We start from the raw sequence: 13753 nt of genomic DNA, 5'->3' as shown, positions 1-13753 counted from the left end.
GAGACGTTTTCCGGGGGGCGTTCCGTCAGTGGAAAGACACTTGCGAAAAGTCGGTTCTTTTTCGGGTTCGAATCCCGGATTCGCCACCTTATCTGTGGAGATAAACAGGCAGTATCCCGGTAGTCGGGCTGTTGACGATTACCCCCAGCGACCGCCGGTAACGGCGCCGGACGGCAGGCAAAACGTTGTTTCCCCTGCGGTTTCGCCCCTGCATCCGCGGTCGTTAAGGCTAACTATTTAAGGAGATCGTTATGACCAACAAAATCACAATACGTAAAGGTCAATTAGGTTTACTGGCAAAAGAGGGTGACTACATCCAGATTCTGGAAACCGGTGAGCACCGCCTGCCGTGGTTCAACAAACCCGACGTGCTGGTGGTGAATACTGATGGCAGCGAAGTGGCTGCTGGTCTGGCGGAGTATTTGCGCCGCTTCCAGCCGCAGTGGGTGGAGCGTTACTGCCTGGTGGCCGATATGACAGATAACGAGGCCGGTGCGCTTTATCTCAACGGCATGCTGCTGGAGATCCTGCCGCCTTCAACGCGCCGTCTTTACTGGCAAGCGGATGACGCGCTGAACCTGGTACGCATCGATACCCGTGACGTACGGGTTCCCACGGAGATCCTTAACGCCGTGGCGCAACCCAAACGCAGCGTGACGGTAAAAGGTCGCGACGCGATCCTGGCGGTGCAGGTTCCGGCCTGGCACGCGGGCGTTTTAAAAGTCGATGGCGTGACGCAGGCGCTGTTACCGGCGGGATTGAGCGGCTACTGGAAAGTAAACCATCTGGTGGAAGCCGAAGTGGTGGACTTACGCCTGCAAGTGCTGGAAGTGAGCGGCCAGGAGATCCTGACCAAAGATAAAGTCACCTTACGGCTGAACCTGGCGGCGAACTGGCGTTACACCGATGTATTAAGCGCTTTTGCCCAACTGAGCAAACCGCTGGATCACCTCTACCGCGAATTGCAGTTTGCCCTGCGTGAAGCGGTGGGCACGCGCACGCTGGATGAGTTGCTGGAAGATAAGCAGGTAATCGATGAGTTAGTGAGCGTGCAGGTGGCAAATCGCATGGCGGCATTTGGTATTGAAGTGGCGTCGCTGGGGGTGAAAGACATCATCCTGCCGGGTGAGATGAAAACGATCCTGTCGCGCTTAGTGGAAGCGGAGAAATCAGCGCAGGCCAATGTTATCCGCCGTCGTGAAGAGACCGCAGCGACCCGTTCGTTGCTGAACACGGCAAAAGTGATGGAGAGCAACCCGGTGGCGTTGCGACTTAAAGAGTTAGAAACGCTGGAGCGTGTGGCGGAGCGCATCGATAAGATCTCGGTCTTCGGTGGCTTAGACCAGGTATTGCACGGCCTTGTTAACATCAAAGGAAGTCATGATGCAGCATAACGACTATCAACTGCTGGCACAGGAGAACAGCGCGCCGGTGAAAATGTGGACGCACGGCGTGCCGGTGGAACCCGAAGCGCGTGAGCAGTTGCTGAATACGGCAAAAATGCCGTTTATCTTCAAACACCTGGCCGTGATGCCGGATGTCCATCTGGGGAAAGGTTCAACCATCGGCAGCGTTATCCCGACTAAAGGGGCGATTATCCCGGCGGCGGTTGGCGTGGATATCGGCTGCGGCATGATTGCCGTGCGCACCTCGCTGCTGGCGGCGGATCTGCCGGATAATCTCGGCGGGCTGCGCAGCGCCATTGAGCAGGCGGTGCCGCACGGACGTTCGGTGAACCGGTCGAAACGTGATAAAGGAGCGTGGGAAAAACCGCCGCAAGAGGTGGATAGCCACTGGGCGTTGCTTGCGCCGCGCTTTAAGCGCCTGACGGATAAATACCCGCGCTTGTTGCAAACCAACAACCATCAACATTTGGGAACGTTGGGAACCGGTAACCACTTTATCGAAGTGTGTCTGGATGAGCAGCAGCGCGTGTGGGTGATGTTGCACAGCGGCTCGCGCGGCGTGGGTAACGCCATCGGTAACGTGTTTATCACGCTCGCGCAGCAGGATATGCAGCAGCATATCGCCAATTTGCCGGACCGAAACCTGGCCTATTTCCAGGAAGGCAGCAAGCACTACGACGACTATCTGGAAGCGGTCGAGTGGGCGCAGGATTTTGCCCGCCATAACCGTGAAGTGATGATGTCGCGCGTACTGGCGGCGCTGTCGCGCATTGTGACCAAACCGTTTATCACCCGGCAGGAAGCGGTGAATTGCCACCATAACTATGTGCAAAAAGAGACGCACTTTGGTGAAGAGGTGCTGGTGACGCGTAAAGGCGCGGTTTCCGCGCAAAAAGGGCAGATGGGGATTATTCCCGGCTCGATGGGCGCGAAAAGTTTTATCGTGCGTGGGCTGGGAAATGAAGAGAGCTTCTGCTCATGCAGCCACGGAGCAGGGCGCACCATGAGCCGTACAGCGGCCAAAAAACGCTTCACCGTGGAAGATCAAATACGCGCCACTGCGCATGTAGAGTGCCGTAAAGACAGCGAGGTGATCGATGAGATCCCGATGGCTTACAAAGATATCGACGCGGTGATGGCCGCGCAGGACTCGCTGGTGGAAGTGGTACATACCCTGCGGCAGGTGGTGTGTGTGAAAGGATAAGAAGGAGAGTAATCATGGAATCTTTAGGCGTTGATGTCGCCATGCGTGGGCGCGTGCGGCAGGTGTTACACGATGTAGAACACACCTACGGCGTGAAAGTGCTCTACGCCTGCGAATCCGGTAGCCGCGGCTGGGGTTTCGCTTCGCCGGACAGCGATTACGATGTGCGCTTTCTGTATGTGCATCAACCGGACTGGTATCTGCGCGTCGAGCCGCAGCGTGATGTGATAGAACTGCCGATAGACGATGAGCTGGACGTTTGCGGGTGGGAGTGGCGCAAAGCGCTGGGGTTGCTGAAAAGCGCTAACCCGGCCTTAATCGAATGGCTAGATTCCCCGATCGTTTACCAGCAGGATGACGCCACGCTCGCCGCGTTGCGTGTGCAGGTGCCGCACTGGTTTTCGCCGGTCAGAGCGCGCTGGCACTACTATTCGATGGCGAAAAAGAACTTTCGCGGCTATTTGCAGGGTGAACAGGTACGGCTGAAAAAGTACTTTTACGTGCTGCGTCCGCTGCTGGCGGTGCGCTGGATAGAAGCGGGTAAAGGCATGCCGCCAATGCGTTTCGCTTCGTTGCTGGCAGGCAGCGATCTTGACGCGCCATTACGGGCGGAAATTGATGAGCTGCTGGCGTTAAAGCAACGGGCAGGTGAAGCGCAATACGGTGCGCAACGTCCGCTGCTGCACGCGTTTATCGGCGATGAGCTGGCGCGCGGCGAAATCGCAGATGCGCTGCCGGAAAGCCGCAGCGGCAAAGTCAGCGATCTCGACGCGTTGCTGTACCAGACGGTGATGGCATAAGAAAAAGCCCGGTGATTCGCCGGGCTTTTTGCTCTCATCCGCAAACGGGGAGATGTTACTCAAACAAGTTATGATGCAGTTTTTGCACCACTTGCTCGGCCTCTTTTCCGGGTACAAGGAAGCAGAGGTTATGGCTGGATGCGCCATAGCAAATCATGCGGATATTAAACGGGTCCAGCACGCCAAACACCTCTTTACCCACGCCGCAGGCTTTCGACAAATCGTTGCCGATAATTGCCACCAGCGCTAAATCTTCTTCCACTTCCACCCGGCACAGAGAAGAAAGCTCGGTCAGCAGCGCCTGGGTTAATAAGGTGTCGCCGGTCGACGTTGAACCGGTGGTGTCCAGCGTCAGCGCCACGCTCACTTCCGAGGTGGTGATCAAATCAACCGAGATATTGTGACGCGCCAGGATGCCAAACACTTCGGCAAGAAAACCGCGTGAGTGTAGCATGTTCAGGCTGTGCAGCGTGAGCAGGGTCTGCTTGCGGCGCAGCGCCAGTGCGCGGAACAGCGGCGGGTTGCTGGTGTTGTTGCACACCAGCGTGCCACCGGCTTTCGGATCTCTGCTGGAGCCGACAAAAACCGGAATGTCGCTGCGTACTGCGGGCAACAGCGTGGCGGGGTGCAGCACTTTCGCGCCGAAAGTCGCCATTTCTGCCGCTTCTTCAAAGGCGATCTCGTCAATGCGTTTCGCGGCGGGCACCACGCGCGGGTCGGTGGTGTAAATGCCCGGAACATCGGTCCAGATATCCACGCGGGAAGCGTGCAGCGCTTCGCCCAGCAGCGCGGCAGTATAATCGCTGCCGCCGCGACCGAGCGTGGTGGTACGGCCTTTGGCTTCGCTACCGATAAAGCCCTGGGTGATCACCAGCCCTTCATTCAGACGCGGCGCGAGTTGCTGCCCGGCAAGTTCCGCCAGTGCGGCGACATCCGGTTCAGCGCGGCCAAAACGGTCGCTGGTGCGCATCACTTTGCGTACATCAAACCACTGTGCCTGTACGTTGCGTTCGCGCAGCACTTCCACAAACAGCAGTGTCGACATCAGCTCACCATGACTGACCAGTTCGTCGGTCAGCGCGGTGGATGTCGCCAGCGATGCGGCTTCGGCAAGCGTGGTGATATTTTCCAGCAGGCGCTCGATCTCTTCGCGGATCACCGCCGGGTTCGCCAGGCGTTCCAGAATATCGAACTGAATTTTGCGGATAGCGTCGAGCTTGACGAAACGCTCGCTGGCTTCCAGCCCTTCGGCCAGCGCAACCAGCAGATTGGTTACCCCTGCGGAAGCGGAAAGCACCACCAGACGGACGCTGGTATCGGAAAGCACCACGTCCGCACTGCGGTTCATGGCATCAAAATCGGCAACGCTGGTGCCGCCAAATTTGGCGACAACGAAACTAGTCATAACAACCTCGTGTCAGGGGATTCTCTATTCAGCCATGGCACAAGGAAAGAGCGAAAAACGGGGTGGGCGCAGAGCGATAAACAGCTACGATTTCCCCAGAAGTGCTCCACCTTGTCTGCCCGCTTTCCGTAACGTCTGCGGACATGAAACGTTCGACTGCGAACGCTTCTGGTGACAACCCAGGGGATTCAGCCCCTGTAGCCGATAACGCACGCTGCCAGGCGTTTTGTTATCTCGGCGTTACTCCCCCTCAGGTGTTTTCATCAGCCTGGCGCTTCGAACACCGTGTGCCTGGGTAACGCGCCTCTTCTGGCAATGTTTACCTTCGCCTTTCACGCCGCAGCGGTGTTGGCTGCCTTCACTTACCCCGGTCACTTACTTGTGTAAGCTCCCGGGGATGCGCTCAGTTGCCGCCTTGCTGCAACGTGAAATGCTTTGGTAAGGATTACCTTCGCCTTCACGCCGCAGCGGTGCTGGCTGCTTTCACTTACCCCGGTCACTGACTTTTGTAAGCTCCCGGGGATGTGCTCAGTTGCCGCCTTGCTGCAACGTGAAATGCTTTGGTAAGGATTACCTTCGCCTTCACGCCGCAGCGGTGTTGGCTGCTTTCACTTACCCCGTCACTGACTTATGTAAGTTCCCGGGGATGTGCTCAGTTGCCGCCTTGCTGCAACGTGAAATGCTTTGGTAATGCAAACCCGCGCATGCGCGGGTAGTGCGTTTATAAATAAAGGGTTAGCGGGCATGCTGTCAACGCCGGGATTATGCGGATTTTTCATGCTGCATTGGTCGTCAGTAAAATGACTTATGTTGTGCTCAAATTCGGCGATTTTTGGTCGTTATTCGCCCGCGTGTACGGCGAGCCGGCACAAAAACCATCACAATTTTCCCCGGCAGGCGCTACAATCGACGGCAGTCACAATTCTCAAATCAGAAGAGTATTGCTATGAAAAACATCAATCCAACGCAGACATCTGCCTGGCAGGCATTACAGAAACACTACGCTGACATGAAGGACGTCACTATCGCGGATCTGTTCGCGAAAGAGGGCGACCGCTTTAGCAAATTCTCCGCAACGTTTAACGACCTGATGCTGGTGGATTTCTCCAAAAACCGCATCACGCAAGAGACGCTGGACAAACTGCTGGCACTGGCCAAAGAGACCGATCTGGCGGGTGCGATCAAATCCATGTTCTCCGGTGAAAAAATTAACCGCACCGAAGATCGCGCCGTGCTGCATGTCGCGCTGCGTAACCGTAGCAATACGCCGATTGTGGTGGATGGCAAAGATGTAATGCCGGAAGTCAACGCGGTGCTGGAGAAGATGAAAGCCTTCTCTGAAGCGATCATTTCAGGTAGCTGGAAAGGTTACACCGGTAAACCGATCACCGACGTGGTGAACATCGGTATCGGCGGTTCCGACCTCGGCCCTTTCATGGTGACCGAAGCGCTGCGCCCATACAAAAACCACCTGAACATGCATTTTGTCTCTAACGTCGATGGTACACACATCGCCGAAGTGCTGAAAAAAGTGAACCCGGAAACCACTCTGTTCCTCGTGGCGTCCAAAACCTTTACCACCCAGGAAACCATGACCAACGCCCACAGCGCGCGCGACTGGTTCCTGAAAACCGCCGGTGACAACAAACACGTGGCGAAACACTTCGCGGCGCTCTCCACCAACGCGAAAGCGGTGGGTGAGTTCGGCATCGACACCGCGAACATGTTTGAATTCTGGGACTGGGTTGGTGGCCGCTACTCTCTGTGGTCGGCGATTGGCCTGTCTATCATCCTCTCCGTCGGTTACGACAACTTTGTTGAGCTGCTCTCCGGCGCGCACGCGATGGACAAGCACTTCTCCACCACTGAGCTTGATAAAAACCTGCCGGTGCTGCTGGCGCTGATTGGTATCTGGTACAACAACTTCTTCGGCGCTGAAACCGAAGCGATTCTGCCGTACGACCAGTACATGCACCGTTTTGCCGCTTACTTCCAGCAGGGCAATATGGAGTCCAACGGTAAATACGTTGACCGTAACGGCAACGCGGTGGATTACCAGACTGGCCCGATCATCTGGGGTGAGCCGGGCACCAACGGTCAGCACGCGTTCTATCAGCTGATTCACCAGGGCACCAAAATGGTTCCGTGTGATTTCATCGCGCCGGCTATCACCCATAACGCGCTTTCCGATCACCACCAGAAACTGCTGTCGAACTTCTTTGCGCAGACCGAAGCGCTGGCGTTCGGTAAATCCCGCGAGGTGGTCGAGCAGGAATATCGCGATCAGGGTAAAGATCCGGCAACGCTTAACCACGTTGTGCCGTTCAAAGTGTTTGAAGGCAACCGCCCGACTAACTCTATTCTGCTGCGCGAAATCACCCCGTTTAGCCTGGGCGCGCTGATTGCGCTGTACGAGCACAAAATCTTCACCCAGGGCGCAATCCTCAATATCTTCACTTTTGACCAGTGGGGTGTGGAGCTGGGTAAACAGCTGGCGAACCGCATTCTGCCGGAGCTGGGCGATGACAAATCCATCTCCAGCCACGACAGCTCAACCAATGGTCTGATTAACCGCTACAAATCCTGGCGCGGTTAAGCCACATAAGCGTCGCTTCGGCGGCGCTTTTTTTACCGATTATATTTATTCCTGCAAGGTTATATTGCGCGAGGATTTCGCCCGATATATATAAGCAATTCCGATATCGATATTTTAAAGCTAAATTACGGGGATTATTCCTGGTTCGCTGTTTCTATATCTATCATCAGGTTTATCTGAAAAACGCTACAGGCGGATAAGCGGCGGCTATAAATTTTAGGACTAGCCTTATTGTGTCAATATTTTGTCATTATTTAATTGATTGAAATATATGCGATTTTTGATTTTTGTCTTCTCTTTTTAAATGCCTGATACCAATTTTCCGAAAACGTTCCCCGCTATTTCCCGATGCGTAAACCCTCTGCTGTAGTTGTGTATACTCGATATCGCCTGAATTCTTTCAGGTAAATCTCCATTCATTCAATGAAGGGAAATTGATATGAAAAAAGTCCTGTATGGCATTTTTGCCATATCCGCGCTTGCGGCGACTTCTGCTTTTGCAGCACCGGTGCAAATCGGTGAAGCGGCAGGGTCGGCAGCGACCTCTGTTTCTGCGGGTAGCTCCGCAGCAACGAGCGTTAGCACCGTAGGGTCTGCGGTGGGTGTCGCGCTGGCGGCAACCGGTGGCGGTGATGGCTCCAACACGGGAACCACGACCACCACGACCACAAGTACCCAGTAATAGCGGGTACATTAACTATAACCACACTTCGGTGTGGTTATTCCGCCCCTTTCGGAGAAGAGTCGTGAAGCGACCTGGTATCATCTTGATTTGCCTGCTCCTTCAGGCATGTTCAGGCCCCATCAAAGGCCTCGGGAATTCACTCTGGAATAGCGTATTTGGTATGCCGGGCGTGCAGCTCACGGATGAAGAAATCCTCAATATGCCGTATGCCAGCCAGTACATGCAGCTCAACAACGGCCCACAACTGTTTGTGGTGCTCGCTTTCGCCGAAAACGGGCAGCAGAAATGGGTGACGCAGGATCAGTCCACCATCGTCACGCAAAACTATCGCATCGTGAAAACGCATCTGCCTGGCGACAACCTGCTGGATGTTAATAACCTGGCGGCAGATCCGCTGGCGAAACCGAACCAGATTGTCGATGGCGCGAGCTGGACGCGCTTAATGGGCTGGACGGAAAACAAGCAGGTGCGCTACGCCACCGCCCGTTCTGTCTTCCGCTGGAATGGCACCGACACGGTGAAGCTGGCGAGCGACGTCACCGCAGTACGCATCCTTGATGAAGAGGTGACGACCGACCAGAAACGCTGGCGCAACCGCTATTGGGTGGATGAACAAGGGGTTATCCGGCAATCCGAGCAGTACCTTGGCGCGGACTGGTTCCCGGTGAAAACCACCCTGATTAAGGCGGCGAAATAATGAAAAAACGCGCTCTTCTTCCGCTGTTAGCCAGCCTCGCTTCCCCGCTGGCGTTCGCTGTCGGCACTGTTGATGTCTATACCGAGGGCGATAGCAAGCCGAAAACCTTAACCAACGCCGCACACCTGGTGGATCTGGTCGGGCAGCCTCGTCTGGCGAATAGCTGGTGGCCTGGTGCTGTGGTCAGCGAACGGCAGGCGACGATTGCCGAACAGGCTCGCCATCAGGCGCTTCTTGCGCGGCTTAGCGCACTTGCCGCCGATGAGAGCGGCAACAGCGCCGCAGCGATCAACGCGCTGCGTCAGCAGCTGCAGGCGATGAAGGTCACCGGTCGACAAATCGTTGAGCTGGATCCAGATTACCTGCGTACCCACCGCCTCGCCAACCGGCCATTAGAAGGGCAGTACACCTTATGGGTTGGCTCGCAGCCGACCACTATCACCGTGGTTGGGCTTATCAGCAGCCCGGGCAAAAAAGTGTTCACGCCGGGACGCGATGTGGTGAGCTATCTGGATGAGATGAGCCTGCTGAGCGGCGCGGAACGCAGCTATGCCTGGGTGATTTACCCCAACGGCAAAACGCAAAAGGTACCGGTTGGCTACTGGAACCGACGCCACGTGGAGCCGATGCCCGGCAGCGTGATTTTTGTCGGTTTCGCACCGGGTTTGTGGAGCAACGAGTATGACGAGCTGAATGCCGACATTCTTCAGTCCCTGACGCATCGGATACCGGAATAATAATGAAAAAATCGTTTGTCATTAGCCTGTTGGCGCTGGGGATTAGCGCCGCCTGTCACGCAGAATCGTACCCGGAACCGATTGGCCCATCGCAGTCGGACTTCGGCGGCGTCGGCCTGCTGCAAACGCCCACCGCGCGGATGTCGCGCGAGGGTGAACTGAGCTTTAACTACCGCGATAACAATCAGTACCGTTACTACTCCGGTTCGGTGCAGCTCTTCCCGTGGCTGGAAACAACGCTGCGCTACACCGATGTGCGGACGCGGAAATACAGTTCGGTAGAAGCCTTCTCGGGCAATCAGTCCTACAAAGATAAAGCCTTCGATTTAAAACTGCGCCTGTGGCAAGAAGGCTACTGGCTGCCGGAAGTTTCCGTGGGCGCGCGCGATATTGGCGGTACCGGGCTGTTCGACGGCGAATATCTGGTGGCGAACAAAGCCTGGGGGCCGTTCGATTTCTCGCTGGGTATCGGTTGGGGCTACCTTGGCACCAGCGGTAATATCAAAAACCCGCTCTGCTCCTACGACGAGAAATATTGTACGCGCGACACCCGTTACAAAGCCGCTGGCTCCACGGATACCAGCCAGATGTTCCGTGGTCCGACCGCGCTATTTGGCGGGGTGGAGTACCAGACGCCGTGGAACCCGCTGCGCCTGAAACTGGAGTATGAAGGGAACAACTACCAGCAGGACTTCGCCGGTAAACTGCCGCAGCGCAGCAAGGTCAACGTCGGCGCGATTTACCGCGTTACCGACTGGGCGGACATCAACCTGAGCTATGAGCGCGGGAATACCTGGATGTTCGGCTTTACCCTGCGTAACAACTTCAGCGATCTGCGCCCATCGTATATCGACAACGCGCGGCCAAAATATCAGCCACAGCCGCAAGATGCGATCCTCCAGCATTCGGTGGTGGCGAATCAGCTGACCTTACTGAAATACAACGCCGGGCTTACCGATCCGCAAATTCAGGTGAAAGGTGACACGCTGTATGTCACCGGCGAGCAGGTGAAATACCGCAATACCCAGGAAGGGGTTGAGCGCGCGAATCGCATCATCATGAATGATCTGCCGGATGGCATTCGCACTATTCGCGTGACGGAAAACCGCCTCAATATGCCGGTTGTCACCACCGAAACGGATGTTGCCAGCCTGAAGCGCCATCTTGAAGGCGAACCGCTGGGGCAGGATACGGAACTGGTGCAAAAACGCGAAACGCCTATCGTGCCGGATAAACCGGAGCAGGGCTGGTATATCGATAAATCCTCGTTCGATTTCCACATCGATCCGGTGCTTAACCAGTCATTCGGCGGGCCGGAAGCTTTCTACATGTACCAGCTTGGCGTGATGGCCACTGCCGACTGGTGGCTCACGGATCACCTGCTGACCACCGGTAGTCTGTTTGGCAACCTGACCAATAACTACGACAAGTTTAACTACACCAACCCGCCGAGAGACTCCGCCCTGCCGCGTGTACGTACCCGCGTGCGTGAATATGTGCAGAACGATATTTACGTCAACAACATGCAGGCGAACTACTTCCAGTACCTGGGCAATAATTTCTATGGCCAGGTGTATGCTGGGTATCTGGAAACCATGTACGGCGGTGCCGGTGCCGAACTGTTGTGGCGTCCGGTTGATAGTCACTGGGCGTTTGGTATTGACGGCAACTACGTGAAACAGCGTGACTGGCGCAGTGCGCAGGACATGATGAAATTCACCGATTACAGCGTCAAAACCGGCCACTTCACTGCTTACTGGACGCCGTGGTTCGCCGAAAATGTGCTGGTGAAAGCCAGCGTCGGTCAATATCTGGCGGGCGATAAAGGCGTCACGCTGGATGTGTCGAAGCACTTCGACAGCGGGATTGTGGTGGGCGCGTATGCCACCAAAACCAACGTTTCAGCCGCGCAGTACGGGGAAGGGGACTTCACCAAAGGGGTCTACATTTCGGTTCCGCTGGATCTGTTTAGCACCGGTCCGACCCGCAGCCGCGCTGGCGTTGGCTGGACGCCGTTGACGCGTGACGGTGGTCAGATGCTGGGCCGTAAGTTTGAGCTTTACAACATGACCAACGATAAGACGGTCAACTTCCAGTAAGCCTTCTCTCTCCCCGTCCGGGGAGAGAGTGGCCGCAAGGTCTGTCTTTCCCCATCTTCAACCCTATTTCTCTCCCCGTATGGGGAGAGAGTGGCCGCAAGGCCTGTCTTTCCCCATCTTCAACCCTGTTTCTCTCCCCGTGTGGGGAGAGAATGGCCGCAAGGCCTGTCTTTCCCCATCTTCAACCCTGTTTCTCTCCCCGTGTGGGGAGAGAATGGCCGCAAGGTCTGTCTTTCTCCATCTTCAACCCTGTTTCTCTCCCAGGATGGGGAGAGAATGGCCGTAAGGTCTGCCTTCCTTCATCGCCCGGCACATTTCTCTCCCCATCCGGGGAGGGAAAGGTGCATTTATAACCGGCGCAACAGCCGCGCCGGATTTCCCGCATACACCCCTTTCTCGCTGATCGATTTGGTCACCACGCTGCCCGCGCCTATCACACAGCCATCGGCAATAGTCACTGCCAGAATCGTCGCTCCGCTGCCAATCGACACGTCATTACCAATCACGATGCGCCCCCAGTTGTTGCTGTCGGGGTCCGGTTTGCCGTCGCGAAACATATCGTTGGCAAACATCACGCCGTGACCGATAAAGCAGCGCTCACCAATGGTGACATATTCGCAAATAAAGCTGTGCGACTGGATCTTCGAACCTTTACCGATCTGGGTATGCCCCTGGATTTCGACAAACGGGCCGACAAACACATCGTCCGCCAGCGTGCAGTCGTATAAATTCGCGGGTTCATAAATCACCACGTTTTCGCCGCAGGTCACATTGCGTACGGCGGTTTGGCGCAAAGCGGCGCTTGCCATCCTCCCTCCTTAAAGCGGTTTGCCCAGAATATGCAGCGTACTTTGCTGCGAGGCGGTACTGAATAGTGTGTCTTTGAGATGCGTGAATCCCAGCCGGAGGTAAAAGCGCCGCGCGTTCGGGTTGGCGTCCAGCACTTCCAGCCAGATAAACCGCTCACCACGCTGTTGCGCCAGGCGTTCTATTTCTGCCAGCAGTTGCTCGCCGTAGCCTTTACGCGTTTCGCCCGGAAGAAGATAGAGTTTGTGCAGCAGCGTACCCGCCGGGCCGTGCTCGTCGACCGCGTGATGCCAGGAGACTTTAGCGAAACCGACAGGCGCCGCATTCTGCGCGATAAACCAGCTGCCCGCTTCGCTTTGCAGGCTCTGCTCGATTACTGCCGGGGAATACTCCTGGCGGAGAAATGCCTCCAGCTCGGCCGGTTCGCGCCACAGAGGGGCAAAATGATGGCGATAACTGGCGTAGCCCATTTCACTCAGTAACGCGGCGTCCGCGATTTCAGCTTTACGTACGGTAAGCATGCTCTTTTTCGTCTCCTGCGTGGACATGTCTGTGCAACATGTCATCACGTGGTGTCACAAAATATAAGCAAATAATGTAGATCCAGATCACATTTTTGCGATATACAAAGCGTTGTTCACCAGTAATGAGGTGCCGCTATGACATCGCTAACTCGTCCACGCGTTGAATTTATTTCGACCATATTGCAGACCGTGCTGAATCTTGGTTTGCTCAGCCTCGGTCTGATTTTGATTGTCTTTCTGGGCAAAGAGACACTGCATCTGGCGGATGTGCTGTTCGCGCCGGTGCAAACCAGCAAATATGAGCTGGTAGAAGGGCTGGTGGTTTATTTTCTCTATTTCGAATTTATCGCCCTGATTGTGAAGTACTTTCAGTCCGGGTTTCACTTCCCGCTGCGCTATTTTATCTACATTGGTATTACCGCGATTGTGCGGTTGATCATCGTCGATCACCAGTCGCCAATGGATGTGTTGATCTACTCGGCGGCGATCCTGTTGCTGGTGATCACGCTGTGGTTGTGTAACTCGAAGCGGCTGAGGCGTGAATAAAAAAAGGGCGATCCGGGGATCGCCAATGACTTCACAAGTTACTCGTCATTCTTCAGTCTGCAGGGGCGTTGGCTGCGTTCGTTCACCCCAGTGACTTACTGATGTAAGCTCCTGGGGATTCGCTCACTTGCCGCCTTCCTGCAACCTGAATTATTTAGAGTTTCGGGTGATACAAGTTGAGGGTGCAGTGGCAACGCCGGTCATCTTTCGGGTGATAGCTGCGTTGGCTTCCTTTACTCACCCCGGT

The 13753-nt window shown here is 55.6% G+C and carries 12 protein-coding genes and 1 riboswitch; of the genes, 9 read left to right on the top strand and 3 right to left on the bottom strand.

The window, feature by feature from the left end:
• Positions 1-251: 251 nt before the first annotated feature.
• From AAIG26_RS19280 to AAIG26_RS19270, 3 genes are read left to right on the top strand one after another with little or no spacing between them, the layout of a single operon-like run.
• Positions 252-1394, top strand: coding sequence for a slipin family protein (locus AAIG26_RS19280; RefSeq protein ID WP_343181254.1), 1143 nt, complete (start codon positions 252-254; stop codon positions 1392-1394).
• On the top strand, positions 1384-2610 hold the full coding sequence (locus tag AAIG26_RS19275) for an RtcB family protein (RefSeq protein ID WP_269232667.1): 1227 nt from the start codon (positions 1384-1386) through the stop codon (positions 2608-2610). Before AAIG26_RS19280 ends, AAIG26_RS19275 begins: the two co-directional genes overlap by 11 nt.
• A 14-nt stretch (positions 2611-2624) precedes the next feature.
• The gene (locus AAIG26_RS19270) at positions 2625-3410 is read left to right on the top strand and encodes a nucleotidyltransferase domain-containing protein (RefSeq protein WP_020456097.1); all 786 of its coding nucleotides are present in this window, start codon (positions 2625-2627) and stop codon (positions 3408-3410) included.
• Between the two features lie 55 nt (positions 3411-3465).
• On the opposite strand, the gene lysC is transcribed toward AAIG26_RS19270, so the two are convergent.
• Positions 3466-4815, bottom strand: a complete 1350-nt coding sequence (lysC, locus tag AAIG26_RS19265; RefSeq protein WP_045511697.1) for a lysine-sensitive aspartokinase 3 — start codon at positions 4813-4815, stop codon at positions 3466-3468.
• Between the two features lie 91 nt (positions 4816-4906).
• Positions 4907-5132, bottom strand: a riboswitch (Lysine riboswitch).
• Between the two features lie 629 nt (positions 5133-5761).
• Here lysC and pgi point away from each other — a divergent pair.
• The 5 genes from pgi (at position 5762) to AAIG26_RS19240 (ending at position 11629) form a co-directional block, all read left to right on the top strand.
• Positions 5762-7411 (top strand): glucose-6-phosphate isomerase, encoded by a 1650-nt coding sequence (gene pgi / locus AAIG26_RS19260; RefSeq protein WP_020456099.1) that lies wholly within the window; start codon positions 5762-5764, stop codon positions 7409-7411.
• A gap of 439 nt (positions 7412-7850) precedes the next feature.
• On the top strand, positions 7851-8093 hold the full coding sequence (gene yjbE, locus AAIG26_RS19255) for an exopolysaccharide production protein YjbE (RefSeq protein ID WP_007372406.1): 243 nt from the start codon (positions 7851-7853) through the stop codon (positions 8091-8093).
• Between the two features lie 64 nt (positions 8094-8157).
• Positions 8158-8793, top strand: a complete 636-nt coding sequence (locus AAIG26_RS19250; RefSeq protein ID WP_097406545.1) for a YjbF family lipoprotein — start codon at positions 8158-8160, stop codon at positions 8791-8793.
• Positions 8793-9530 carry a capsule biosynthesis GfcC D2 domain-containing protein gene (locus AAIG26_RS19245; RefSeq protein ID WP_045511708.1) on the top strand — a complete coding sequence of 246 codons (738 nt, stop codon included), beginning with the start codon at positions 8793-8795 and terminating at the stop codon, positions 9528-9530. Before AAIG26_RS19250 ends, AAIG26_RS19245 begins: the two co-directional genes overlap by 1 nt.
• A gap of 2 nt (positions 9531-9532) precedes the next feature.
• Positions 9533-11629: a YjbH domain-containing protein gene (locus tag AAIG26_RS19240; protein ID WP_343181253.1), complete on the top strand. Its 2097-nt coding sequence runs from the start codon at positions 9533-9535 to the stop codon at positions 11627-11629.
• 347 nt (positions 11630-11976) lie between these two features.
• On the opposite strand, the gene AAIG26_RS19235 is transcribed toward AAIG26_RS19240, so the two are convergent.
• Positions 11977-12438, bottom strand: coding sequence for an acyltransferase (locus tag AAIG26_RS19235; protein WP_020456103.1), 462 nt, complete (start codon positions 12436-12438; stop codon positions 11977-11979).
• A gap of 9 nt (positions 12439-12447) precedes the next feature.
• Positions 12448-12957, bottom strand: a complete 510-nt coding sequence (locus AAIG26_RS19230; RefSeq protein ID WP_343181251.1) for a GNAT family N-acetyltransferase — start codon at positions 12955-12957, stop codon at positions 12448-12450.
• Positions 12958-13095: 138 nt separating this feature from the next.
• Between AAIG26_RS19230 and psiE the strand changes: the two genes are divergently transcribed.
• The gene (gene psiE, locus AAIG26_RS19225; protein ID WP_020456105.1) at positions 13096-13506 is read left to right on the top strand and encodes a phosphate-starvation-inducible protein PsiE; all 411 of its coding nucleotides are present in this window, start codon (positions 13096-13098) and stop codon (positions 13504-13506) included.
• Positions 13507-13753 lie beyond the last annotated feature (247 nt).

This window comes from Kosakonia sp. PSU_27 (genome assembly GCF_039409795.1).
In the GTDB taxonomy this organism is placed as follows: Bacteria; Pseudomonadota; Gammaproteobacteria; order Enterobacterales; family Enterobacteriaceae; genus Kosakonia.
This window is presented reverse-complemented; position numbering and strand designations above follow the sequence as displayed.

Bases quoted from the DNA above. Each gene is read 5' to 3' on its own strand.
- pgi (WP_020456099.1), top strand. From the start codon at position 5,762: ATGAAAAACATCAATCCAACGCAGACATCTGCCTGGCAGGCATTACAG.
- AAIG26_RS19230 (WP_343181251.1), bottom strand. From the start codon at position 12,957: ATGCTTACCGTACGTAAAGCTGAAATCGCGGACGCCGCGTTACTGAGT.
- lysC (WP_045511697.1), bottom strand. From the start codon at position 4,815: ATGACTAGTTTCGTTGTCGCCAAATTTGGCGGCACCAGCGTTGCCGAT.
- AAIG26_RS19280 (WP_343181254.1), top strand. From the start codon at position 252: ATGACCAACAAAATCACAATACGTAAAGGTCAATTAGGTTTACTGGCA.
- AAIG26_RS19275 (WP_269232667.1), top strand. From the start codon at position 1,384: ATGCAGCATAACGACTATCAACTGCTGGCACAGGAGAACAGCGCGCCG.
- AAIG26_RS19235 (WP_020456103.1), bottom strand. From the start codon at position 12,438: ATGGCAAGCGCCGCTTTGCGCCAAACCGCCGTACGCAATGTGACCTGC.
- AAIG26_RS19245 (WP_045511708.1), top strand. From the start codon at position 8,793: ATGAAAAAACGCGCTCTTCTTCCGCTGTTAGCCAGCCTCGCTTCCCCG.
- AAIG26_RS19270 (WP_020456097.1), top strand. From the start codon at position 2,625: ATGGAATCTTTAGGCGTTGATGTCGCCATGCGTGGGCGCGTGCGGCAG.
- psiE (WP_020456105.1), top strand. From the start codon at position 13,096: ATGACATCGCTAACTCGTCCACGCGTTGAATTTATTTCGACCATATTG.
- AAIG26_RS19240 (WP_343181253.1), top strand. From the start codon at position 9,533: ATGAAAAAATCGTTTGTCATTAGCCTGTTGGCGCTGGGGATTAGCGCC.
- yjbE (WP_007372406.1), top strand. From the start codon at position 7,851: ATGAAAAAAGTCCTGTATGGCATTTTTGCCATATCCGCGCTTGCGGCG.